15 protein-coding genes and 2 pseudogenes are annotated in these 21,946 nt (G+C 71.4%); 4 read left to right on the forward strand and 13 right to left on the reverse strand.

Annotation, left to right across the window (positions count from 1 at the left end):
• The gene (gene katG / locus D1369_RS09920) at nt 1-2,220 is read left to right on the forward strand and encodes a catalase/peroxidase HPI (RefSeq protein ID WP_007385290.1); all 2,220 of its coding nucleotides are present in this window, start codon (nt 1-3) and stop codon (nt 2,218-2,220) included.
• Between the two features lie 52 nt (nt 2,221-2,272).
• On the opposite strand, the gene D1369_RS09925 is transcribed toward katG, so the two are convergent.
• Nucleotides 2,273-3,445 (reverse strand): pyridoxal phosphate-dependent aminotransferase, encoded by a 1,173-nt coding sequence (locus tag D1369_RS09925; RefSeq protein ID WP_118082415.1) that lies wholly within the window; start codon nt 3,443-3,445, stop codon nt 2,273-2,275.
• A 334-nt stretch (nt 3,446-3,779) separates the two neighbouring features.
• Between D1369_RS09925 and D1369_RS09930 the strand changes: the two genes are divergently transcribed.
• Together D1369_RS09930 and D1369_RS09935 are read left to right on the forward strand one after the other, a co-directional pair.
• Nucleotides 3,780-4,169, forward strand: coding sequence for a hypothetical protein (locus tag D1369_RS09930; protein ID WP_007385288.1), 390 nt, complete (start codon nt 3,780-3,782; stop codon nt 4,167-4,169).
• Between the two features lie 6 nt (nt 4,170-4,175).
• The gene (locus D1369_RS09935) at nt 4,176-8,078 is read left to right on the forward strand and encodes an AAA domain-containing protein (protein ID WP_007385287.1); all 3,903 of its coding nucleotides are present in this window, start codon (nt 4,176-4,178) and stop codon (nt 8,076-8,078) included.
• Between the two features lie 105 nt (nt 8,079-8,183).
• Here D1369_RS09935 and D1369_RS09940 read toward each other — a convergent pair.
• From D1369_RS09940 to D1369_RS09980, 9 genes and pseudogenes are all read right to left on the reverse strand, one after another.
• Nucleotides 8,184-8,552, reverse strand: a pseudogene (locus D1369_RS09940) (XdhC family protein); the annotation flags it as partial.
• Nucleotides 8,553-8,720: 168 nt separating this feature from the next.
• The gene (locus tag D1369_RS09945) at nt 8,721-10,916 is read right to left on the reverse strand and encodes a xanthine dehydrogenase family protein molybdopterin-binding subunit (protein ID WP_007385286.1); all 2,196 of its coding nucleotides are present in this window, start codon (nt 10,914-10,916) and stop codon (nt 8,721-8,723) included.
• Entirely contained in the window at nt 10,913-11,893 is a 981-nt protein-coding gene (locus D1369_RS09950) for a xanthine dehydrogenase family protein subunit M (protein ID WP_007385285.1), read from the reverse strand. Before D1369_RS09950 ends, D1369_RS09945 begins: the two co-directional genes overlap by 4 nt.
• 12 nt (nt 11,894-11,905) lie before the next feature.
• On the reverse strand, nt 11,906-12,556 hold the full coding sequence (locus D1369_RS09955; RefSeq protein WP_007385284.1) for a (2Fe-2S)-binding protein: 651 nt from the start codon (nt 12,554-12,556) through the stop codon (nt 11,906-11,908).
• Nucleotides 12,557-12,877: 321 nt separating this feature from the next.
• The gene (locus D1369_RS09960) at nt 12,878-13,291 is read right to left on the reverse strand and encodes a cupin domain-containing protein (protein WP_037903722.1); all 414 of its coding nucleotides are present in this window, start codon (nt 13,289-13,291) and stop codon (nt 12,878-12,880) included.
• Between the two features lie 58 nt (nt 13,292-13,349).
• A pseudogene (locus D1369_RS09965) lies at nt 13,350-13,882 on the reverse strand (SDR family oxidoreductase).
• 70 nt (nt 13,883-13,952) lie between these two features.
• On the reverse strand, nt 13,953-15,209 hold the full coding sequence (locus D1369_RS09970) for an MFS transporter (protein WP_007385282.1): 1,257 nt from the start codon (nt 15,207-15,209) through the stop codon (nt 13,953-13,955).
• Between the two features lie 181 nt (nt 15,210-15,390).
• Nucleotides 15,391-15,909, reverse strand: a complete 519-nt coding sequence (locus tag D1369_RS09975; protein WP_007385281.1) for a cyclophilin-like fold protein — start codon at nt 15,907-15,909, stop codon at nt 15,391-15,393.
• The gene (locus D1369_RS09980; protein WP_007385280.1) at nt 15,906-16,592 is read right to left on the reverse strand and encodes an SDR family NAD(P)-dependent oxidoreductase; all 687 of its coding nucleotides are present in this window, start codon (nt 16,590-16,592) and stop codon (nt 15,906-15,908) included. Before D1369_RS09980 ends, D1369_RS09975 begins: the two co-directional genes overlap by 4 nt.
• A gap of 372 nt (nt 16,593-16,964) precedes the next feature.
• On the opposite strand from D1369_RS09980, the gene D1369_RS09985 reads away from it, so the two are divergent.
• The gene (locus D1369_RS09985; protein WP_007385279.1) at nt 16,965-17,834 is read left to right on the forward strand and encodes a helix-turn-helix transcriptional regulator; all 870 of its coding nucleotides are present in this window, start codon (nt 16,965-16,967) and stop codon (nt 17,832-17,834) included.
• 255 nt (nt 17,835-18,089) lie between these two features.
• Here the strand turns inward: D1369_RS09985 and D1369_RS09990 are convergent, their stop codons facing one another.
• The 3 genes from D1369_RS09990 to D1369_RS10000 form a co-directional block, all read right to left on the reverse strand.
• Nucleotides 18,090-18,659, reverse strand: a complete 570-nt coding sequence (locus tag D1369_RS09990; protein WP_007385278.1) for a TetR/AcrR family transcriptional regulator — start codon at nt 18,657-18,659, stop codon at nt 18,090-18,092.
• Between the two features lie 99 nt (nt 18,660-18,758).
• Nucleotides 18,759-20,057: an SNG1 family protein gene (locus D1369_RS09995; protein ID WP_037901658.1), complete on the reverse strand. Its 1,299-nt coding sequence runs from the start codon at nt 20,055-20,057 to the stop codon at nt 18,759-18,761.
• Nucleotides 20,054-21,184 carry a 4Fe-4S binding protein gene (locus D1369_RS10000; RefSeq protein WP_007385276.1) on the reverse strand — a complete coding sequence of 377 codons (1,131 nt, stop codon included), beginning with the start codon at nt 21,182-21,184 and terminating at the stop codon, nt 20,054-20,056. The genes D1369_RS09995 and D1369_RS10000 overlap by 4 nt, the downstream gene beginning before the upstream one ends.
• Nucleotides 21,185-21,946: the final 762 nt, after the last annotated feature.

The raw sequence follows: 21,946 nt of genomic DNA on the forward strand, positions 1-21,946 counted from the left end.
ATGTCTGAGAACCCCGATGCAATCGTCACCGACGCCAAGACCGACGGCACCGGTGGTGGCTGCCCGGTCGCCCACGGGCGCGCCGCGCACCCCACCCAGGGCGGCGGCAACCGCCAGTGGTGGCCGGAGCGCCTGAACCTGAAGATCCTCGCCAAGGACCCGGTCGTGGCGAACCCGCTCGGCGCGGACTTCGACTACGCCGAGGCGTTCCAGGCCCTTGACCTCGCCGCCGTGAAACAGGACATCGCCGAGGTGCTGACCACCTCGCAGGACTTCTGGCCCGCCGACTTCGGCAACTACGGCCCGCTGATGGTCCGGATGGCCTGGCACAGCGCCGGCACCTACCGCATCAGCGACGGCCGCGGCGGTGGCGGCCGCGGCCAGCAGCGCTTCGCACCGCTGAACAGCTGGCCGGACAACGTCAACCTGGACAAGGCCCGCCGTCTGCTGTGGCCGGTCAAGAAGAAGTACGGCCAGTCCATCTCCTGGGCCGACCTCATGATCCTCACCGGCAACGTCGCGCTGGAGACCATGGGCTTCGAGACCTTCGGCTTCGCCGGCGGCCGCGCGGACGTCTGGGAGGCCGACGAGGACGTCTACTGGGGTCCCGAGACCACCTGGCTCGACGACCAGCGCTACACCGGTGACCGTGAGCTGGAGAACCCGCTCGGCGCGGTCCAGATGGGCCTCATCTACGTCAACCCCGAGGGCCCCAACGGCAACCCGGACCCGCTGGCCGCGGCCCGCGACATCCGCGAGACCTTCCGCCGCATGGCGATGAACGACGAGGAGACCGTCGCCCTCATCGCCGGTGGTCACACCTTCGGCAAGACCCACGGCGCCGGCCCGTCCGACGCGGTCGGCAACGACCCCGAGGCCGCCTCGTTCGAGGAGCAGGGCCTGGGCTGGAAGTCCACCCACGGCACCGGCAAGGGCGGCGACGCCATCACCTCCGGTCTCGAGGTCACCTGGACCACCAAGCCCACCCAGTGGAGCAACGACTTCTTCGACATCCTCTTCGGCTACGAATGGGAGCTCACCGAGTCCCCGGCCGGCGCCAAGCAGTGGGTGGCCAAGGACTCCGAGGAGATCATCCCGGACGCCCACGACCCGTCGAAGAAGCGCCGGCCCACGATGCTCACCACGGACCTCTCGCTGCGCTTCGACCCGATCTACGGCGAGATCTCCAAGCGCTTCCACGAGAACCCGGACCAGTTCGCGGACGCCTTCGCCCGCGCCTGGTACAAGCTGACCCACCGTGACCTGGGCCCGAAGTCCCTGTACCTCGGCCCGGAGGTCCCGGCCGAGACGCTGCTGTGGCAGGACCCGCTGCCGCAGGCCGAGGGCGAGACCATCGACGCCGGTGACATCGCGTCCCTGAAGGCCAAGGTCCTGGAGACCGGCCTCACGGTCTCGCAGCTCGTCTCCACCGCGTGGGCCTCGGCGTCCACCTTCCGCGGCAGCGACAAGCGCGGCGGTGCCAACGGCGCCCGTATCCGCCTGGAGCCGCAGCGCGGCTGGGAGGTCAACGACCCCGAGCAGCTCGCCCAGGTGCTGCGCGTCCTGGAGGGTGTCCAGGCCGAGTTCAACACCGGTGCGAAGAAGGTCTCCCTGGCCGACCTGATCGTCCTCGCGGGTGCCGCGGCGGTCGAGCAGGCCGCCAAGGACGCGGGCTACTACGTGGAGGTCCCCTTCACGCCGGGCCGCGTGGACGCCACCGAGGAGCACACCGACGTAGAGTCCTTCGCGGCGCTCGAGCCGGTCGCGGACGGCTTCCGCAACTACCTCGGCAAGGGCAACCGCCTGCCGGCCGAGTTCCTGCTGGTCGACAAGGCGAACCTGCTCACCCTGAGCGCCCCCGAGATGACTGTCCTCGTCGGTGGTCTGCGCGTCCTCGGCGCCAACCAGGGCGGCACGACGCACGGCGTCCTCACCGACCGTCCGGGCGTCCTGACCAACGACTTCTTCGTCAACCTGCTCGACCTGGGCACGACGTGGAAGTCCACCTCCGAGGACCAGACGGCCTTCGAGGGCCGCGACGCGGAGACCGGCAAGCTGAAGTGGACCGGCACCCGTGCCGACCTGGTCTTCGGCTCCAACTCCGAGCTGCGCGCGCTCGCCGAGGTCTACGCGAGCGACGACGCGAAGGAGAAGTTCGTGAAGGACTTCGTCGACGCGTGGGTCAAGGTCTCCAACCTGGACCGCTTCGACCTGGTCTGAGCGGTAACCGAATGACGTCGGGGCCGGTCCACTGGACCGGCCCCCATGTCATTCACAGCGTGCCGAGGAACTTCCCGAGCCGCGCGATCCCCTCGCGCAGCTCGTCGGCCGAGGCGGCGTAGGACAGCCGTACATGCGTGTCGGCGGTGCCCACCCCGAAGTCCCGCCCCGGCGTGAGCGCGACCCGCGCCTGACGCAGCGCCCGTCCGCAGAACTCCCACGAGGTGAGCCCGGTGCCGCTGACGTCGAAGTAGATGTAGAAGGCCCCGTCGGGCGGCACGGGCACCGGCAGCCCGATCTGCGCGAGACCGTCGAGGACGAGCGCCCGCCGCCGCCCGAACTCGGCCCGCCGGTCCTCGCACACGGCGAGCGACTCGGGCGTGAAGCAGGCGAGCGCGGCGTACTGGGCGGGCGTGGAGGCGCAGATCATGTAGTTCTGGGCCAGCCGCTCCAGCGCGGGCACCAGTGCCTCGGGCACCACACACCAGCCCAGCCGCCAGCCGGTCATCCCGAAGTACTTCGAGAAGCTGTTGATGACCACGGCGTCCTCGTCGTACGACAGCACACTGCGCGGCGGCCGCCCGTGCTCGTCATGGTCGCCGAGGTCGAGGTAGATCTCGTCGACGATCCGCCAGGCGTCCCGCTCCCGGGCGAGCTCGCAGATGGCCGCCAGCTCGTCGGCCGGGACGGAGGTGCCCGTCGGGTTGGACGGGCTCGCGATCATGATCCCGCGGGTGCGGTCCGTCCAGTACGACCGCACGGAGGCGGCGTCCAGCTGGTACCGCGACCCGGCGCTGGTGGGCACGAGCGTGACCCGCGCCCCGAAGCTCTCGGCGATCTGCCGGTTGCAGGGGTACGAGGGGTCGGCGATCAGCACCTCGTCCCCGGGATCGACGAGCGCGGCGGCACCCAGCACCAGCGCGGCCGACGCCCCGGCGGTTACGACGACCCGCCCCGGATCGACGTCGACACCGTGCCGCTCACCATAGAACCGCGCTACGGCCAGCCGCAGTTCGGGCAGCCCGAGCGCCCCCGTGTAACTCAGGGGCCTGCTCCCCACGACCCCCCGCAGCGCGTCCAGCACGGCCGGCGGCGCCCCGAAGTCCGGCTCCCCCAGACTGAGCTTGACGACGTGCTGCCCCTCGGCCTCCAGCGCCGCGGCATGCTTGCCGAACTCCATGGCGTAGAACGGCGCGACGGACTGGGCACGTTGCGAGATCCTCATACGCGGGCCTCCGGGGGTCACTTGGTCGAGGGCTCCAGAAGGGCCGCGCGCCATGGGGTGGGTCGTCGCAAAGATGCCATGGGGAAGCCGGATGCGAAAACGCGGAGGTCGGGCGGCGCCCTTTCGGTGCCGGCGACCTGCCGGGCAGGACCGGGCAGGACCGGGCAGGCAGAGCTGTGCCCGAAGTGATGCCCACACGCCCCGGCCATCGTCGGCCGGTTTCACGCCAACGACCGGGACAGCAGACCCACTTGGACGTCCGGTGTCAGTGCCGGGCACTAGTCTCGTTCGCCCGGCAGGGAGCCGGTGAATCCAGGGGGAGCACGAGACCGCCATGCCCGACAACCACACCGGATACCTGATCTCCGTCGTCGACGACGATCCGCTGCGCGCCCGCAAGGACGCGCGCGAACTGCTCGCCGCGTTCGGCGAGGTGGACCCCACGGCCAGGCTCGACGTTCCCGCGCCCGGCAACGTGCTGGGGGCCGGCGACAAGGGCGGGCCGTCCGCCGAGACCGTGGGGCTGCTGCTGAGCGCCGGTTCCTTCGTGGTCGCGCTGGTGCAGACGTGGCTGGCGCGGGTCCCGCAGCGCACCATCGTAGTCAAGCGGCCCGACGGGGCAACCCTGCACATCAGCGGCAAGGAGGCCCGCGAGGACGACGCACTGGTCGAGCGGTTCCTCGCGGACGACGGCGACGGCACGACGGCGACGACGGCGGGCTGAGCGGCGATGACCGACAACGACCGGCACGCGCTGCTCGTCGGCGTCTCCACGTACGACAGCGAGACATACGCCGACCTCCCGGCCGTACGCGCCGATCTGCACTACATGCGGGCGGTGCTGGAGAACACCGAGATCGGCATGTACAACGAGTGCGCGCTGGCCGCGGAGCCGACGCGGGCGCAGATGCTGCACGCCGTCGAGACGTTCCTGGAGGCACGGCAGCCCAGTGAGACCGCGCTGCTCTACTTCAGCGGGCACGGCGAGTACTGCGAGCAGGACGGCCAGCTGTACTTCCTGACCCGGGACACCGACCCGGCCGACCTGCCGGGCACGGCCGTACCGGCGGAGTTTCTGGAGCGGATGCTCCAGTCCTGCCGGGCCGCCTCCAAACTGGTCCTGCTGGACTGCTGCTCCAGCGGGTCCGTCGTCCAGGGCTGGACCGCCAAGGGCCCGTCGGGGGACCCGGACCGGCCCGCGCCGAGCACCCTGCTGCAACCGACCGGCGTGTACTTCATCACCGCGTCCGACGCCCTCCAGGCGGCCTCCGCGATGGCGCCGCCCGGGTCGGGCCTCGGCACCTCCCGGTTCACCGGGGAGATCGTCGAGGGGCTGCGCAACGGCCGGATCAAGGAGGGCGGCTGGATCACCCCGGACGACCTCTTCGACTACCTCACCGCCCAGATGACCCGCGACGGCGTACCGGAGGAGCAGCGGCCCACCAAGTCCACGATCAGGGCGACCCGCAGCCTCCCCTTCGCCCGGTCGGTGGCACGACCGGTGCGGCTCCCCGCGCTCCCCCACGCCGTCTCCGGAACCGTCCGGCACTCCCCCGCGCTGCTCAAGGCCCGGGAGCTGGCCGACGCGGACGAGCGGGACGGCGTCGACGCGCAGCGGCTGCTGCGGTACTACGCCGACTGCCTCACCGCGCAGGCGGCGGCCGGGATGCGGCCGGACCGGGACAGCGGCCGGAACAAGAAGTACTTCCTGCTGGCCCAGGGCGAGGAGACCATCCAGTCGGGGCGCGGACCGCACATCGTCGCGCCCGGAGCGTTGCCCCGACCGCAGGAGGGGCGGAGCGGCTCGGACACCGAGGCGGGCTCGCGACAGGAGTACTGGTACGGCTATCCGGCGATCACGCTGCCCGCGCGGGACGGCGGCCGGGGGCGCCGCGCGGCGGTGGAGCTGGCGCCGCTGCTCATCCAGCAGATGGAGCTGGCACCGGACGAGGAGGGCCGGGACGTACTGCGGCCCAGCGGGGTGCCGTCCCTGCACAGCGGCGTCGTCTCGGAACTCCTGGACGCCGGCGACGCGGCCGACCTGGTGGCGCGCTGGCAACCGGCCTGGCAGGAGGGCAACGACGCCCAGATGCTGCGCGCCATCAGGGAGTTGCTGGACGAGCTGGGGCTGCCGGAACTCGAACCGCTGGACCCCTCCGCGCTGAGCGACCGCACGGTGATGCAGGCGCTGCGGCCCGGCGCGCACAACGCGGCCGTGCTGCTGGTGCCTTCGGGCGCGGAGGCCATGGCCACCCAGGCGCTGGTGGAGAACCTGCTCCAGATCTCGACACGGACCGCTCAGATCCCGGGCACCGCCCTGGACGCACTCCTGAACGGCGGGGCCCGGCAGGACCCGACCCCGGCCGCCGTCGCGGCGAACCCGGTGACACCGGTCGCTCCGGGGCCGTGCAACGAGAGCCAGGAGCGGGTGATCTCGTCGGCGATGACCCAACCGCTGACGGTGGCGACCGGACCGCCCGGCACGGGGAAGAGCGAGGTCGTCACGGCGGTCGTCACCACCTGTGTCGCCGCGGGGCAGTCGGTGCTGGTCGCCTCCACGAACAATGAGGCAGTGAACGTCGTCGCCCAGCGCTGCGACGACATCGCGCCCGGCCTGCTGATGCGGACGGGCAACGCGGAGGCGCTGGAGCGGGAGGCCGCCAAACTGGAACTGCTCCTCGCCGAACCGGCCGGGGCGACGCCACGCGGATCGGCCACCGTGGGCGGGGAACTGCGCACCACCCGGGGAACGGCCGACCGGTTGCGGGCACAGGCGGCCCATCGCGTCGGCGAGGAAGGACGGCTGCTGGAGCTGCTCCACGACCGGGAGGAGCGGGCCGCCGCCCTGGAGCTGCCCGTGCCCCTGCTCGAAGGGGCCTGGGCGGCGGACAGCGACGGCGTGGCATCGCTGGGCCGCTGGGCGGAGCGGGCGCGGAAGACCGTCGGCTTCCGCTGGTGGCAGCTCGGGGCATGGCGGCGCGGGCGGGCGCTCGCCGCTCTGATCGCGGCGGAAGCGGAGCTTGCGGACGGTGCCGGACCGGCATGGCCGGAGTGGGCGACGGGACGCCCCGTGCCGCCCGCACTGCTGGAGTCCCTGGCCGGGCTCGTGTCCGTGGAGCGGGAGCTACGGGAACTCGTCCAAGGGCACGGGGAATGGGACGAGGAAGGGCTCAGGCAGGCCCGGCTCGCGACGGCGGAAGCGCTGTCCGGGCTGTCGGCGGAACTGTCCCGCGCGCTGTCCGCCGAGGCGCTGAACCGGGCCACCTCGCTCATGAACCAGCGGCTCCAGGCGCTCCGCCGCCGCTCCGGCTACCAGCGCAGCCAGAAGAACCTGATGACGCACATCAAGGGATGGGCCGTCAGCACCCACTCGGTACGGCAACTGGAGCTCGCCCCGAAGCTGTTCGACCTCGTGGTCATCGACGAGGCCAGCCAGTGCTCCGTCCCGGCGGTGCTGCCGCTGCTGTTCCGGGCCCGTCGGGCACTGATCATCGGTGACCCCATGCAGCTCGGGCACATCCCCGGCGTGTCACCGCAGCAGGAGCGTCAGGCACGGGTACGGGCCGGGCTGAGCGCCGCGCAGTTGGAGCACCATCGCCTCACCTACCACGTGCACTCGTCCTACCACGCGGCCGAACAGCACGGCGACAGCGCGCTGCTCCTCGACGAGCACTACCGCTGCCACCCTGGCATCGCGGACGTCGTCAACGGCCACTGCTACGGCGGCCGGTTGCGGGTGCTGACCGACGTGCGGCGGCAGGTGCCGGCACACGACCCGGTGGGAGCGGCCGACCCGGCACCGGTGCTCGGCTGGGTCGACGTACCGTCCGGGGAGTCGGCGCGCGGCGGCGACGGGCAGTCCTGGCGGAACGCGGCGGAGGCGAGGGCCGTACGGCACGTGGTCGACGGGCTGCTGGCGGGACTTCCGCCGGACGCGACGGTGGGAGTGGTCACGCCGTTCCGCGCGCAGAAGGAGACGCTGGCCCCGATGTGGCGGGACGACGACCGCGTCCGGGTCGGCACCGTCCACACCTTCCAGGGCGGACAGCGGGACGTGATGGTGCTCAGCCCGGTGGCCACGCACAACACACCGGACCGGACGACCCACTGGGTCGCGAGCCAGGTCAACCTGTGGAACGTGGCGGTCACACGCGCCAAGTCGCAGCTGATCACGGTAGGAAGTCGCGCCTTCTGGCAGGACCAGAGCGGCCTGCCCGCCCTCCTCGCCGCGCGTTCGGCACCCCTGGGAGCGGGCGACGCGGGCACGACGGCCGAGGCAGGCGCCCCCGGCCCGGTGGCCGAGGCCCGCGAGGACCTCGCCGACCGCCTCCAGCAGTACCTGGCCGGACGGGGCATCACCGATCTGGAGCGGGCCGTTCTGGTGGGCGGCCACTCGGTGGACCTGCTGTTCACCGACGCCGGCGAGAACACGGCGGTGCTGATCGACCCCGGCCCGAGGCCAGGCGAAGACCCCGCGCGACACCTTCGGCTGACCCACGCGCGAGGCGACCTGCTCACCGGCCTGCCCTCCGGAGGCCACGGGGCGAAACCCTGCCCCGTGAGCCGGACGGTGCGGGTACCCGCCTGGCGGATCCTCGCGGGCGACACCGCGCTGGCACCGCTGTTCGACTGAGCGTCGGCCAAGGCCAGCCCCCTCACCGAACACCGGCGCCCTCGCCGAACGTCGAGCCCCTGCACGGGCAACTGTCGGTGCCCGGGCCAACTGTTCGCCGCACGCCCCGGCTTCACGCAGGCGCCGCAGGCGTTCGTCGTGGGTGCGGCGGGAGCCCATCGCGCCGACGTAGCCGACGAGCAGGGCGAGCGCCCGGCGCAGCAGGGGGATGTCGAACTTGGCGTCGTGGGTGAGGACGCAGACGGCGGTGCGCTCGTCGACATCGGTGCGTTCCAGGTAGCGGTGCGGCCAATCGACCACCACCTCGTCCGCGTGCGGGAAGCGTGCGGCCGTGGCGAAGACGGGGCGGGCGTCGCAGACGGTGACCCGGTAGCCCAGGAAGCGGCCCACCTGGCTGAGCGCGGCGGCGAAGTCGACCGCACCGAAGATCGGCATGCGGGGGCGGGTGGCCGCCACGTGGACGAGGAGGGACAGCTGCTCGGGGCATTCTTCCCCCGCCCCGTCGAGGTCGGCGCGGGACGTGCCCCACGGCACCAGCGGTGCAGTGTGTCCGCGATGTTCAGCATGGGTCGCTCTCCGTGGTTGGCCATGCGGGGGATTGCCGGGCGGGTCGGTGGCCCTGCAACGAAGGAAAATCCAGGGCTAGAGCAACGCCTCGGCAGTGATGGGCAGTTCGCGGATGCGGCGGCCGGTGGCGTTGAACACCGCGTTCGCGATGGCCGGCGCCACGCCGACGAGGACAACCTCGCCGAGGCCCTTGACGCCGAGCGGATCGGCCTCGTGGTCCTCGCCGTTCAGATAGATCGCCTCGACGTCGGGGACGTCGGCGTTCACCGGGACGAGGTAGTCGGCGAGGTTCGCGTTGACGATCCGCCCGTCGCGGTGGTCGGTGACCGTGTGTTCGAGCAGGGCCTGGCCGATGCCGCCCACCATGCCGCCGATGGCCTGGCTGTCGGCGAGCTTGGGGCTGATGACGCGGCCCGCGTCGTACACCCCGAGCATCCGCCGCACCCGCACCAGCCCCAGCGTGGCGTCGACGGCGACCTCGGCGAAGGTGGCGTTGTAGGCGGAAATCGAGTGCCGCCCGGGACGGGACGGGCCGCCGTAGGAGCCACGTACTTCCAGGTGGGAGCGGTTGTTGCGGGCCAGCAGGCTCTTGTACGTCTCCCCCCGCGCCGGGTTGCCCGGTACGTGCAGTCGGCCGTTGCGGACCACCACGTCGTCGGCGGCCACCCCGTACAACGGTGACCCGCGGTCCTCGACGGCCAGCTTGACCGCCTGCCTGCGGACCTTGTCGCAGCCGTCCAGGACGGCGGAGCCGACGCTGGCCATGGTCTGGGAGCCGCCATGGGGCGGAGTCGGCGGATAGAGCGAATCTCCCAGCCGGAAGGTCACCGAGCGCACGGTCAACCCGAGCGCGTCGGCGGCCACCTGAGTCTGCGAGGTGTAGGTGCCCGGCCCCATGTCACTGGCGGCGGTCTCCACCAGAGCGGTGCCGTCGGCGTCCAGGCGGACCCGCGCCTCGGCAGCGTTGCTGCCCGAGTGGTAGACGCCCGCGGCCATGCCCATGCCGATCAGCCAGTCACCCTCACGCCGGCCACGCGGCCGGGGCGAGCGGCGGTGCCAGCCGAACTCACGCGCTCCCACGGTGTAGCACTCACGCAGCCGGCGGGTGGAGAACGGCAGGTCGTTCGACGGGTCCTCGTCCGGTTCGTTGCGCAGGCGCAGCTCGATCGGGTCGATGCCGAGCTCGTGCGCGAGCTCGTCCATGGCCGACTCGATCACGAAGGACCCCGTGGCGAAGCCGGGCCCGCGCATCCAGATCGGGGTGTTCACGTCCAGGGGCACCTGCCGGTACGCCTGGCTCACGTTCGGCATGCTGTAGAGCATCTGTCCCGGCGCCCCGGTGGCTTCGACAAAGGTCTCGTACGAGGAGGTCTCGGCGTCCATGTCGTGGATCGCGGCGTTCAACCGCCCGCGCCGGTCGCTGCCGAGGCGCAGCCGGTACGCGTAGGAGGGCCGGAAGCCGGTACCGAAGTACATCTGCCGGCGGCTGAGCACCAGCATGGCCGGACGGCCCGTCTCCCGTGCGGCCAGGGCTGCCACGACCGTGTGCGGCCAGCAGCGCAGCCCACTGCCGAAGCCTCCGCCGACGAACGGGTTGATGACGCGCACCGACTCCGCGGGCAGACCGAACACGGCGGAGAGTTCGTCACGCGTGCCCATCACCCACTGGGTCTTGTCCCAGACGGTCAGCTTGTTGCCGTCCCAGCGGGCGACGGTGGCGTGCGGCTCCATCGGATTGTGGTGGTTGCGGGCCAGTTGGTAGGTCAGGTCCAGCCGTACGGCGGCTGAGCGCAGCCCGGCTTCCGCGTCGCCGCGGGCATAGTTCGCCGGCTCGCCCGGCTCAGCCTCGGTGAGGTCGGTCGACGGCTGTTCGCCGTCGTAGCGGACCTCGACCAGGCTCGCGCCGTGTTGCGCGGCCTCCAGGGTGGTGGCCACGACGACGGCGACCGGCTGTCCGTGGAAGAGCACCCGGTCGTCCTGGAAGACCCGAAGCCGATGCCCGGGCGGGTTGTTGGAGCCTGCGTTGTCGCGGTACGGCAGCTTCGGCGCGTTGCGATGGCTGATCACCCGCAGCACACCCGCGGCCTTCTCGGCGGCAGCGGTGTCGAGGGAGGTGATACGGCCGCGCCCGATGCTCGCATCCACGAGGACGGCGTGAACCGCCCCCTCGATGTCGTGCTCGGCGGCGTACACCGCCTTGCCCGTGACCTTGAGCCGGCCGTCCACCCGGGACAGCGGCGCACCCACGGCTGCCTGCGGCTGAGGGCTCATTTCATACCTCCTACGACGCGCAGCTGACGTTCGACGGTCCGCCTGAGCAGCGCGACCTTGAAGCGGTTGTGCGCGAGCGGGCGCGCCCCCTCCGCCGCCTTCTCCGCGGCCGTCGTCCACAGAGCGTCCGAGGGGCGTCGGCCGACGAGGTGCCGCTCGACCTCGGGCAGCTTCCAGGGCACCGTGCCCACTCCCCCGGCGGCGACCTTCGCCTCGTGGATCACCCCGCCCTTGATGTGCAGCGCGACGGCCGCCGAGGTGAGCGCGAACTCGTACGACTGCCGGTCACGCACCTTCAGATAGCCCGACCTCAGCGGACGCGGAAGCGCCGAAATCTCCACTGCCGTAATCAACTCGCCCCGTCTGACGGCCTGTTCACGCTGAGGGGTGTCACCCGGCTTGAGCAGGAAGTCGGCGAAGGGCACCCGGCGTTCCCCGCCGGGACCCAGTAGGTGCACGCTCGCCTCCAGGGCGGCGAATGCCACGGCGACGTCGGAAGCGTGGGTGGCCACGCAGGAGTCGGAGGTACCCAGGATCGCGTGCGCGCGGTTGTAGCCGTCCCGGGCCGCACAACCGGATCCCGGATCCCGCTTGTTGCAGTCGGCGGTCACGTCACGGAAGTACGTGCACCGGGTGCGTTGCATGATGTTGCCGCCGATGCTGGCCATGTTGCGCAGCTGGGCCGACGCGCTCAGCTCCAGCGCCTCGGAGACGACGGGGTACAGGGTGCGCACTTCGGGATGCGCTGCGGCCTCGGACATGGTCACCAGGGCGCCGATGCGCAGCCCGCCCCGCTCGGTGGCGGTGATCTCGCGCAGCGGCAGACGGGAGATGTCGACGAGGGCGGCGGGGTGCTCGACGGTCTCGCGCATCAGGTCGACGAGCGTGGTGCCGCCGGCGATGTAGCGCCCGCCGCGACGGCCGGCGTCGATGGCCTCACGGGTGTCGGAGACGCGGGTGTAGGTGAAGGGATGCATGAGGGCCCGGCCTTACTTCCGGCCCGCGGTCTGTTCGACCGCGCGCACGATCTTGACGTAGCAGCCGCAGCGGCAGATGTTGCCGCTCATCCACTCCCGGATCTCCTCCGGCGAACCGGTATGCCCCTCCTGGATGCAGCCGACCCCGGAGAGGATCTGGCCGGGAGTGCAGTAGCCGCACTGAAAGGCGTCCTGCTCGATGAACGCCTGCTGCAACGGGTGGAGTTGATCGCCCTCGGCCAGGCCCTCGATCGTGGTGACCTCGGTGCCTTCCAGCCGGACGGCGAGCGTCAGACAGGCGTTGACCCGCCGGCCGTCGACCAGCACGGTGCACGCTCCGCAGGCCCCGGCGTTGCAGCCCTTCTTCGAGCCGGTGAGGCCGAGGTGCTCGCGGAGCAGGTCCAGGAGTGAGGTGCGGTTGTCGACCGTCACGGTCCGACGGGTGCCGTTGACCGTCAGGGAGACCCGGCTGGAGGGCGGCCGCTCGGCGGCCGTCGCCCCCTCCGGGTCGAGAAGCGAGGTCCCTGCGATCACGCCGCCCGCGACGACGGCACCACCGGCCGCGGTGCTGGTGGCGATGAACGTGCGCCGAGTGGGCGCCGGGGAGGACTCGCCGGCCCCGGTGGGGGGTGGAACGGCAGACTCGGGGAGTTCAGTGGACATACGTACGCCTTCGTTCGCGGACGGATCGGCCGTACTCAACAGCGGGACGGGAGAGCGGATCGTCGTCACCGCAGGGACAGGGGCAACCGCGCGCTGTGGCAGCGGTGACTGGTCACCTGGGGAGTCTCACACCACCGGCAACTCTCGTGGCAGGGAGACTTTTCTCCCCCCTTTACGCTCCGTCAGAAGCGACTGGCCGACGTCGTCAGGGGCACTTGCGCGCGCGGCGGGGCAGGACAGAGCCGGTCTCTGACCGCGGCCCTGGTGCGGGCTCCCCTGACGTCGTGCGTGAGCCCGGGTTGCGTGGTCGACCGGACGAGGCTACTGGTTGCGGGTGCGGGTGCCGTTGTACTGGTGGTCGGTCACCGGCTCGGCCCAGTCGGTCTCGGGAGTGCTGTCGCCGGTGCCCTCCCACAGGGCGATGTGCTCCATGAACCGGTCGGGGAGGGCGCCGTGCCAGTGTTCCTCGTTCGGCGGGCAGGCGACGGTCTCGCCGGGGTGGGCCTCGAAGACGGTGCCGTCCCGGGTACCGATCAGGGCGATGCCGGAAACGACGTGCAGGGTCTGGCCCAGGGCGTGGGAGTGCCAGTTGGTGCGGGCGCCCGGTGAGAAGCGGACCAGGTTGGCGCGCATCCTGGACGGGGCATGGCCGGCCACGATGACGTCCCACCAGACGTCGCCGGTGAACCAGTCCGCCGGGGCCTTGCTGCTGGGCTGTTCCTTGATGAATTCCACGGTGTCTCTCCGGTGTTGTCGATGCGTGGGTTGTCCCTGGCGGGCGACGCAGCCGCCGTCAGACGGTCTGGCCGCCGTCGACGACCAGGGCGTGGCCGGTGGCGAATGAGGCGGCGTCCGAGCAGAGCCACAGCACGGCGGCTGCGATCTCCTCGGGCGTGCCGAGGCGTCCGATCGGCTCGTCCGCGAGCAGGGCGTCCCGAAGCCCTTGACGCCCGCGCCGGACGAGGCGTTGACGATCGCGCCGCCCCCCTGCCGGAGCATGAGGGGGATCTCGTGCTTCACGCACAGGAACATTCCGGTCAGGCTGACGCCGAGGACCCAATCCCACTCGTCCTTCGCGATGTCCGCGGCCGGTTTGACCGGCTGCTCGACGCCGGCGTTGTTGAAGGCCGCGTCCAGTCGCCCGAACGCCTGGACGGCGTCGCCCAGGGCCGAATTGACGTCGTCTTCACTGGTGACGTCGCAGGTGAGGGCCAGTGCCTGCCCGCCCGCGCGAGCGAAGGCTACGGCGGTGGCGCGGCCGATGCCCGAGCCGGCTCCGGTCACGAAGGCCGCCTTGCCGGTGAAGGCCGCGTCGGTCACGGTCATGGGGCGGAGTCCTCTCGCTTGCTGGTACGTCGTCGGGTTCGTGTCGGCAGGGCACGGCTCGGGGCTTGAGTCAGTGCTGCGGCGGCACCTGCGCGGGTTCGTCGCGTCGAGCGTGGGTGTGGGCACCGCTCTGGGCCACGATCCGCCCCTTGTGGGACGTGCCGGAGACGGCGAGGCCGATCAGGGGCAGCAGGGTGAGGGCGGCGATGACGGTGCCGACCAGGGGCGGGCCGGTCAGGCCGAGGGAGGAGTCCAGGGCCGTACCCGCGAGCGCCGAGCCGGCGGCGATCCCCGTGTTGAAGGCGGAGGTGGTCAGCGCCGAGGTCAGGGTGGGGGCGTCGCCCGCGAAGCGCATGGCGAGGGCGGTGACGACCGGGTTGACCGTGAAGCCGGTCAGGCCCATGAGGAAGACGAGGACGGTGGCCGTCACCGGGTTGCCGGACAGCGGGATCATCAGGAGCAGGACCAGGGCGGTGGCGGCCGCGGCCGTCAGAGTGGTGGCCATCGGCCGGCGGTCGCCCAGGCGGCCTCCGGTGGTGGTGCCGCCCAGGGCTCCGACGCCGAAGGCGATGAGGACGAGCGGTACCGCGCCTGCCGGGATACCGGCGCGGTCGGTCAGCAACGGGGTGACGTACGTGTACGTCGCCAGCACACCGCCCATGATCAGCATCGCGGCGCCGAGCGCCAGCCACAGCCGGCCCTGCCTCAGCGCCCGGACCTCGGCCCGGAGGGACACCTCGACGCGCTGTCCCTGGGCCGGGATGAAGCGGCCGATGAACACGGCGGCAAGCCCTGAGAGGACGGCCAGGGCCCAGAAGGGGCCGCGCCAGCCGGTGAACTGGCCGGCGAAGGAGCCGATCGGCACGCCGACGACGTTGGCCAGGGTCAGGCCGCCGATCATGGCGCCCGTGGCGCGAGTCGCGTTGCGCGGCCCGGCAGCGGTGGTGGCGACGACGAACCCGACGGACCAGAACGCTCCGGTGGCCAGGGCTGTGACGACGCGGGCCGAGAGCACGACGGTGAAGGACGTGCTCAGGGCGGCCACCAGGTGTCCGAGGCAGAACACGGACAGGGCCAGGACGAGCGTCCGACGCTGAGGAAGGCGCAGCGTCGCCATGGCCATGGCCGGCGCTCCGATGATCATGCCGATGGCGAAGGAGGTGATCAGCAGCCCTGCGTGGGAGACGTCGACTCCGAGGTCGGCGGCCAACTCCGGCAGCAGACCGGCGACCACGAACTCGGTGGTCCCCATCAGGAACGTGCCGGCGGCGAGCACCCAGACGACGAAGGGAAGCTTGGCGGGGGTAGTCCCGGACGCGGAAGGCATACCTGTGGTCTCTCCTTGTGCGGAAAACGGCGGATCATGGGCGGCGGCTCGGGCGTCACGGCAGACTGCGGACGGCGCGGCCACGTCCTCGACGGTTCCATGGACCGAACCGGGCGAAAAGGGGAGGGTCTCCTCCCCCCTTCATGCGTGGCGTCACGTGCGGGGCGCGTGGTGGGACGGGTCAGGGCGCGGCTTCGACGGTGATGCGGTCGGCCCCGGCAAGCCTGTCGGTGTCGGCGTCGATGCTGCCGAGGATCAGCAGGTCGGCGTTGGCGGAGTCGCCGTCGCGGTAGAAGAGGGCCAGGTTGCCCCAGGGCGCGTAGTAGGCCAGGTCGCCCGCCTTCGGCGTGCGCGGCTCGGGAGCGCCGGAGGTGGTCAGCCTGCGCGGCAGGTCGGCGATCCGCTCTGTGTGGTGGAAGTCCTTCAGGTCCACAGTGAGCGGGAGCAGCGCGGCGAAGTCACGGGCGGCAGGGCTGTCGTTCAAGCGGGCGCCGACGGGGCGGCCGTCGAGGGTGACTTGGATGTCCATGGCGGTGTTCCTGTCGGATGGTGCGGTGGGTGCCTCGGTTGTCGGCGTCTGCTGCCCGGTGGTGGTCGCCGGCGAGGAGGCTGGGGAGGTGTGGGTGCAAGCCGCCGCGGTCAGCACGAGAGTGGTGGCGGTGACGGCACGGGCGAGGACACCGAGGGCGGCCGAGTTCACGGGTGTCGTCCCGGGGATTGACCGGGCAGGGGCTCGGCGTAGTGGCGGAATCCGTCGCGCTGCTGGTGGATGTCGTACAGCCGCTGTGCCAGCGCGTCGGGGCTGCTGTGCTCGGCGTCGGGCCGGATGGCGCCCGGGATGATCAGCTGGGCGGCGTGGATGTTCTCCCCGGCGAGCGTGTCGTGCAGCATGCGGGCGTAGGCGCTCTCGGCGGCGAACGCGATCGACGTGCCGGCCACGTTCGGGTTGGGGCGTACGGCGCTGGAGCCGTTGACGAACAGCAGAGTGCCGCGGCCGAGTTCGCGCATGCCGGGCAGGACGGCGTTCACGGCGGTGACGGCGCCATTGACGGAGAAGGCGAGCGGCGCGTCGAGGTCGTCGGCGCTGGTGTCGAGGACCGGCCTCATGAAGTCGGCGCTCGGCACCGGGCTGTACTGGAGGATCTCGATGGGGCCCGGATCGGCCGCAGCCGCGTACAGGGCCGCGTCCAGTGACTCGATGTCGAGGACGTCGGCGGTGAAACCGCGCGCCTGGATACCGTCACGGGCCAGCTCGGCGGTCATCTCCTCCAGGCGCTCGGCGTCGCGGGCGATGAGGGCGACGGTGTGGCCGGCGCTTCCGAAGCGGCGGGCGGTGGCCAGCCCGAGACCGGGGCCGGCGCCGATGAGAGCGAAGGTCGTCATGGGATTGGTCGTTCCTTGTGTGAGGGGGGGCTCCCGCCCGCATGCGCGCTGCCGGGGATGCAGGCTGACGACGCCGACGGTCCCGGTTCACGAAGTCGGGGGCGCCGACGATGATCGCGGGGTGTTCCTGGGAGGGTCTGCGGAGATGCTGATCCGTACCTGTGCTCGTACGACAACGGCCCGGTCAGAGGGGGGCGAGGGTCAGGGCGAGGGTCGATGTACGGCAGCCCGTGGTCATGACCGGCTGCTCGACATCGAGCCTCACACGCGAGGGCAAGCGCGAAAAGCGGAGAAATTCATCCCGGGAGGAGAACATCCTGGGAGTAAATCCTCCCCCCTTTCCCGAGTGGAATCGGTGTCATCCTGGGAAGCATGACCGCCAACGTTCCCCTCAATGAGCTGGGAGAATTCCTCAAGAAGCGCCGCGCCGAGCTGAGCCCGCACACGGTCGGGCTGCCCGAAAGCGACAGGCCCCGGCGCGTGGACGGGTTGCGCCGCGAGGAGGTCGCCCAGCTCGCCAGCATCAGCACCGACTACTACACCCGCCTCGAACAGGGCCGTATGCAGGCGTCCGCACCCGTGCTGGACGTTCTCGCCCGGGTGCTGCATCTGGATGACGACGAGCGCGGCTACCTCTTCCAGCTCGCGGGCAAGACCACCAGCCGCACCCGCCGCCGCGGCCGGCAGAAGGTCCAGCCGCAGCTGCAGCGGGTCCTGGACGACCTGACCGCCACCCCGGCCGTCGTGCAGGGCCGGCGCGGGGACATCCTGGCCTGGAACGCGCTGGCCGCCGCGCTGGTCACCGACTTCTCCCAGATCCCGGAAAAGCACCGCAACTACCCGCGGATCATCTTCACGGATCCGGCGATGCGCACCCTGTACGCCGACTGGGAGACCTCCGCGCAGATCTCCGTGGCCCAGTTGCGCATGGAGGCCGCCAAGTATCCCGAGGACCCCCGCCTGACCGAGCTGGTCGGCGAACTGTCCATGCGGGACAAGCAGTTCGCCCGCTGGTGGGGCGACCACCGGGTGGCCGCCCGCACCGTGGGCACGAAGACTCTGAACCACCCGGTCGTCGGCGAGCTCGTCCTGGACTGGGACACCCTCACCGCCAACACCGACCCCGACCAGCACCTGACTGTCTGGACCGCCGCCCCCGGCTCCCCCACCCACGAGCGGTTGCGCATCCTCGCGTCCTGGGCCGCCGACCACCATCTGCCCGCGTCGCCGCCACTCGTCTGACCCCGTCGGCCGCTCCCGCTACTCCGGGGGCAGACGGTCGTTCACCCTCCCCCGCCGCCGCGCGAGGAGTGCCGGGGATGCACACCGGAAGGCGATCTTCGTCCCCGCTTCGATGCGGAGCATGGCCGACACCCGCCTGGTTTTCGAGAGAGCACGCTTACGGCTGTCGGGCTTCCGGCGAGCGCCGGGCGCCGGGCGCCGGGCGCCGGGCGCCGGGCGCCGGGCGATGAGGGATTGTCCTGGACGGGCGTTGCCTCAGCGCACGCCTGCCGCGTCGAGCAGGGTGGTCACCGTGGGGGTGATGAGGCCGGTGAGGGTGTCGGCCTGGATTCCCGCGCGGGCGCTGGCGCCGTCGAAGACCAGGCTGAGCTGCCGGGCCAGCAGATCGGGATCGCTCGCCCCGCCCTGTTCGGCCTCGGCGCGGAAGAAGGCGGTCAGGTTCGCCTTGACCTGATGGGCGACCCGGCTCGCGGGGTGACTCTGGTCCTTGAGTTCGATCTGCACGGCCAGGTACCGGCAGCCGCGGAACTCGGGTGCGCCCGACTGCAGTTCCGCCTGTGCGAAGACGCGCAGGATCCGCTCGCGGGATGAACGGCTGTCGTCCGCCGGGGGCAGAAGTGTCGCCACGTAGGCGGAGGCGCGCTCCTTCAGGCTTGCCGCCAGGAGTTCGTCCTTGCTCTCGAACAGCTGGTACATGGAGCGCTTCGACACCCCCGCCGCCTTGCACAGCGCCTCGACGCCGATGTTGACGCCGTCTCGGTAGGTGAGCGTGGCCGCCGCTTCCAGCAGGCGCTCCCTGGGGCTCAGTTTCACTTCGGTGGCCATATCGCGAGGTTAACCCGAAACAGACAAAAAGAAAACCGATCGGTTTTCACGAGGGTGTGCCGCCTGTCGCCCCCGGCAGGGCGACACGCGGACCTGCGACTACGCCGGGACGGCGGTCTTGCCGGGCGCCGGCTCCACCGGGATGCGGTGCAGCCCCTTGCGGTCGTACCACCCCAGCACGCCGAAGCCGAACAGCGCGGCCGCCACGAGTCCGGCCGCCATCATGACCCAGCCCCGCGTCAGACCGGCGTCACCCTGGGCGTCGTAGTAGAGGATCGAACGGACACCCCCGGTGATCTGCCGCAGCGGCTCGAACTCCGCGAGGAAGCGGTAGAAGCCGGGCAGTGCCTCAAGGGGGGTGGTGGCGCCGGACGTGGGTACCGCCATCCCGATGAAGACCAACGTGACCAACAGCATGCCTGGCGTGCCGAAGACGGCGAGGAGAGTGAGGGCGCCGATCCCGGTGACGGCGACGGCGCACACCGAGTACAGCCACAGCAGGGGCAGGTGGGAGGCGTCCATGCCCATGATGCCGACCGCGCCCGCCATGACCAGGGTGCCCATCAGCAGGGACAGACCGGCCATGAGGGTGCCGCTGATGGCGAGGGTCTGCACCCGGGTCGCCCGGATCAGCGGGCGGTGCAGGCGCCGCGGGCCCATGTCGTTGTGGGTGTAGCCGAGCGCGTGGTCGACCTGGCCGCTGATGACGTTGGCGGCGAGCATGCCGACGACCACCAGGGTGAGCGCGTAGTAGAACGCCGTCAGGCCCAGGCCGCTGTGTGAACCGAGGGGGTGGCCGTCCTCGACCGTGACGGCGGCCGGGTCGGCGAGCAGGACGCGCGCCGCTGCGGGCAGCCGCGCCTGCGCGGTCCCGATCTGGGCGGTCAGCTCCTTGCCCAGCTGGAGCGAGGCGTTCTCGGCTGCCCGGGTCGTCGCCGTCCGGGCCAGGCCGGAGCCGATGCTGCCGGCGGACTGGTTGGTCAGCACCGTCAGCGTCGGTCGGGCCGGGGTCGCGGTGGGTGCGGTGCCGGTCAGTGCGGTGGCGGAGGAGGTGAAGTCGGCGGGGACGACGAGCGCGCCGAACAGCTTGCCCTTGCCGAGCTCCTCCTTCATCTCCCTCTCGTCCATCACCTTCCAGTCGATCCTGCCCCCGCTCGCGGTCGACTTCTTGATCGACTCGGTGATCCGGGCCCCGAGGTCGACCTGCTTGCCGCCGACAGTGGCTCCCTTGTCGGCGTCGACCAGACCGACGGGCAGTTTGGTCAGGTGGTCGGCCGGATCGATGTTGGCGCCGACGTAGAACACGGCGAACAGCAGCGCGAGTACGCCCGTGATGACGCCGTTGGCCATCCACAGCGGCTTGGCGCGCAGGACGCGGAAGGGGGGAACAGGGGTCATGACGTACGTGTCTCTCGGTCGGATGACGTGGAACGTTTCGCCGGGGGCTGCCAGCCGCCGGTGACTTCCTTGACGGGCTTGTGGGGGAAGCGGCGCCGGGCGTACTCCTGTGCGTGGGAGCCCGGCAGGACGTACAGGGTTTCCTTCTTGTCCTGGAGCGGGCGCAGCACGGTGTCCATGAACGTCCTGCGGTCGTCCAGATACGGGCCCAGGACGTCCTCGCCGGCGGGGCAGACGGCGACGCAGTAGCCGGACTTGTAGCCGGGCGGCGAGGACAGGCTCTGCCACATGGAGGCGCTCTCGGAGTCGGTGACGCGGGAGCGGTAGTCGGCCGCGTCCTCGCTGTCGGCCACCGTCTGCGCCCAGTCGGTGAACCCGCTCATGAACTCGCGGTAGTTGTGCGTGGTGCAGGCCAGCGCGTCGAAGGCGCCGTCCTTGGCGATGGCGCCGACCGGGCAGGCGGCGACGCACAACTTGCAGTCGATACAGGGGTTGTAGTCCAGCGCCTGCCCGTACTCGCTCACCTCCGCGTCCACCAGGACGGTGACCAGCAGGACGAAGCTGCCGAACTTCGGGTGGATGACGTTGCGGTGCAGGCCCATCACACCGAGCCCGGCGGCCACCGCGACCGTCTTGTGCGCCACCACCCAGATCCGCTCGCTGGGGAAGCGGTCCATCTCCTGCGGAAAGCCGACGGACGGATTGAGCGCGCGGTAGCCGGCGTCCTGGAGGGCCCGGGTGACCGTGCGGGCGGCGTGGTTGGCCTGCTCGTCGGCCTGGTGGAACTCCTGGTTGGCCACACTGCGGGCCGGGGAGCGGCAGTTGTCGCGGTTCATCCGGACCGCCATCGCGATCAGGGTGCGGGTACCGGGCAGCGCGGACTGCGCGTACTCGCGCTCGCCCACCAGGTCCGGGTGGTCCAGACCGACCGCGGCCGCGTCGTCCGCGCCGGCGGCCAGACACAGCTCGCGCAGCCAGTCCGCGTCGATCACCGCCGGTGGATTCACCGCGTCACCCGCTCTGCGCCGGGTGAGTACGGCCTGTACGGAGGGGTGGGCGGCCAGCTTCGCCGGAAGCCTGGGGGCCCGGGTCGTCTGTTGCCCCTCGGCGTCGCGCGCGGCAGTCATCCGTACTCCTGGGGATTCGGGCTCGTGGCCGGCCTGCACGGCGAGAAACCGAACAGTTTCACCACTGTAAACCGATCGGTTTCATGACGCAAGCCCGAACTTCTGACGTGCCCTTTCTGGACTCGGACGAGCTGATCGAGCGCAGCCGGGGCGAAGGTGTCCCCGCGCTCCACACCTGCCTTCGGCGAACACGGATTCCGCCGGCTGCCGCGATGCGCTGCGCGCGTCCGGGGCACGGGTCGTCTCCTCGCGCACCTCCCTCGGCACGCTCCACGACCGTGTGGTGGCGAGCAGCTCACGCCCGGTCCTCGCCGGGGACTACGAGCCCGTCCGGCACAACTGGCCCACGCCCGTGAGCCGTTGTGCACGCAGGTCGCCACCGCGACCGTCGACACCGACGGCCGCCACCCACGGGAGCCGGCCCTGGCGGCCGCCACGCTCCCGTCCCCTCACCCCGGCCGGTCGCCCGTAGAAATCGGCGTCGTGAACGACGGTGGAACCGGACTCCTTGAATCCGGACGGCTGTCGGAGCGTCGCGGAGTGGGGCGCACAGGGCGGTCAGGCGGGTGAGGGTCGCACCGAGCTGTGCGACGCAGCTCGGCGGTCGCGCCCGGTCAGTCCGCCAGGTGGTCTCCCCGTGTCGTTCGTGCAGATGGTCCGCCCCGGACCCGTACGGGGGATTTCCGGGTCCGGGGCGGTACTCGGGGCCGCGGCGCGGAGCTGATCGCAGGCGCCGGGGCCGGTCGGGGACATCGGCGTCAC

The organism is Streptomyces sp. CC0208, from assembly GCF_003443735.1.
GTDB classification, from domain to species: Bacteria; Actinomycetota; Actinomycetes; order Streptomycetales; family Streptomycetaceae; genus Streptomyces; species Streptomyces sviceus.

Bases quoted from the DNA above. Each gene is read 5' to 3' on its own strand.
- katG (WP_007385290.1), top strand. From the start codon at position 1: ATGTCTGAGAACCCCGATGCAATCGTCACCGACGCCAAGACCGACGGC.
- D1369_RS09925 (WP_118082415.1), bottom strand. From the start codon at position 3,445: ATGAGGATCTCGCAACGTGCCCAGTCCGTCGCGCCGTTCTACGCCATG.
- D1369_RS09930 (WP_007385288.1), top strand. From the start codon at position 3,780: ATGCCCGACAACCACACCGGATACCTGATCTCCGTCGTCGACGACGAT.
- D1369_RS09935 (WP_007385287.1), top strand. From the start codon at position 4,176: ATGACCGACAACGACCGGCACGCGCTGCTCGTCGGCGTCTCCACGTAC.
- D1369_RS09945 (WP_007385286.1), bottom strand. From the start codon at position 10,916: ATGAGCCCTCAGCCGCAGGCAGCCGTGGGTGCGCCGCTGTCCCGGGTG.
- D1369_RS09950 (WP_007385285.1), bottom strand. From the start codon at position 11,893: ATGCATCCCTTCACCTACACCCGCGTCTCCGACACCCGTGAGGCCATC.
- D1369_RS09955 (WP_007385284.1), bottom strand. From the start codon at position 12,556: ATGTCCACTGAACTCCCCGAGTCTGCCGTTCCACCCCCCACCGGGGCC.
- D1369_RS09970 (WP_007385282.1), bottom strand. From the start codon at position 15,209: ATGCCTTCCGCGTCCGGGACTACCCCCGCCAAGCTTCCCTTCGTCGTC.
- D1369_RS09980 (WP_007385280.1), bottom strand. From the start codon at position 16,592: ATGACGACCTTCGCTCTCATCGGCGCCGGCCCCGGTCTCGGGCTGGCC.
- D1369_RS09985 (WP_007385279.1), top strand. From the start codon at position 16,965: ATGACCGCCAACGTTCCCCTCAATGAGCTGGGAGAATTCCTCAAGAAG.
- D1369_RS09990 (WP_007385278.1), bottom strand. From the start codon at position 18,659: ATGGCCACCGAAGTGAAACTGAGCCCCAGGGAGCGCCTGCTGGAAGCG.
- D1369_RS09995 (WP_037901658.1), bottom strand. From the start codon at position 20,057: ATGACCCCTGTTCCCCCCTTCCGCGTCCTGCGCGCCAAGCCGCTGTGG.
- D1369_RS10000 (WP_007385276.1), bottom strand. From the start codon at position 21,184: ATGACTGCCGCGCGCGACGCCGAGGGGCAACAGACGACCCGGGCCCCC.